The 654-nt window shown below is 50.5% G+C and carries 1 protein-coding gene; it reads left to right on the top strand.

The genetic code is table 11. The features are described 5' to 3' along the window. The coding region (locus ACWHAR_RS28200) for a molybdopterin oxidoreductase family protein (protein ID WP_452088586.1) at window positions 1–654 on the top strand (654 nt) is incomplete at both ends.

Genomic DNA, 654 nt, shown 5'->3' with positions numbered 1-654 from the left:
TCAAAGCCGTGTCCCGGTGAAGCGAGGCATGACTGGCAAATTATTTGCGATATCGCTAAAGCGCTTGGAAAAGGCCGCTATTTTTCATATCGATCGGCAGAGGATGTTTTTAATGAATTGAGAAAAGCGAGCCGCGGCGGAATTGCCGACTATTCGGGCATCACCTATGAACGTCTGAGAAAGGAAGGCGGCATTTTATGGCCCTGTCCAGAAGAGGGGCACCCTGGAACACAGCGCCTGTTTGAATCATCCTTCTCCCACCCAGACAAAAAAGCAAGAATGTGCGTCGTCCCGAACGAACCAAAGGTCAAAAAAGATGTACCGACTGAGGAGTATCCCCTTATTCTGACGACCGGAAGGGTGATGTCTCACTATTTAACCGGGGTACAGACGAGAAGGAGCGCCGCGCTCAAGGCGAGACACTTTGAATCATTTATGGAAATCCATCCGAAAACGGCGGAAAAGTACAATATTGGCGACCGGGTGCTGGTCAGGGTGGAATCAAAAAGAGGCAGCATCATCGTCAGGAGCAAATGGTCGGAAGCCATCAGGCCGGATACCGTTTTTGTACCGATGCATTGGGCGGATTCGCAAAATGTGAACGATTTGATAGCGGAAACGCTCGATCCGTCCTGCAGCATGCCGGGATTTAAG

Source organism: Bacillus sp. LR--39, from assembly GCF_053613335.1.
The sequence above is the reverse complement of the archived record's forward strand: the minus strand, read 5'-3'. Positions and strand labels throughout refer to the sequence as shown.